The 493-nt window shown below is 63.3% G+C and carries 1 protein-coding gene; it reads right to left on the bottom strand.

Annotated features, from left to right (window positions below):
* A partial coding sequence (locus IMZ11_RS43815; RefSeq protein ID WP_228649634.1) for a type VII secretion protein EccB occupies window positions 1-493 on the bottom strand: 493 nt, incomplete at both ends.

Genomic DNA, 493 nt, shown 5'->3' on the forward strand with positions numbered 1-493 from the left:
GCAGTGGGTCTGCGGTCATGCCGAGGGCTTGGGCCGGGGTGGCGGTCTTGTTCTTCTCGGCTTCAAGGCCGTAGCGCACACCGAGGTCGGAGATCCAGAACTGCGATTCCTTGGTGGTCGATTCGGGTTGCTGCCCGGTGACCTGTACGTAGAAGCCAGTTCCCTTCGGAAGCAATACTTTTGCTGACGGGGACGACGGTGGTGTCAGAGGCTTGGCGTCAGCTTCCACCGGCAGGCTTTGGCCCGCCAGCAGCGTGAGGCTGGAGGTGGGTGCTCCGGACAACTTCGTCCACTGGCCACATGTCACCGGTTCGGTTGCCGGATTCATCACCTGTAGCGAACTAGTCGGGTAGTTGTCGACGGCCACCACGTTGGTCTTGGGCGCCTTGGCAGCCTGGTCAGGGGTCAGCGCGGGAGGCTCGACGAGTCCGTAGGCATCGTTGGCCCGCAGTATTGCCGCCACCACTGACGAGATGGGCTGGATGCCCTCCGG

Source organism: Microtetraspora sp. AC03309 (assembly GCF_020826795.1).
In the GTDB taxonomy this organism is placed as follows: domain Bacteria; phylum Actinomycetota; class Actinomycetes; order Streptosporangiales; family Streptosporangiaceae; genus Microtetraspora; species Microtetraspora glauca.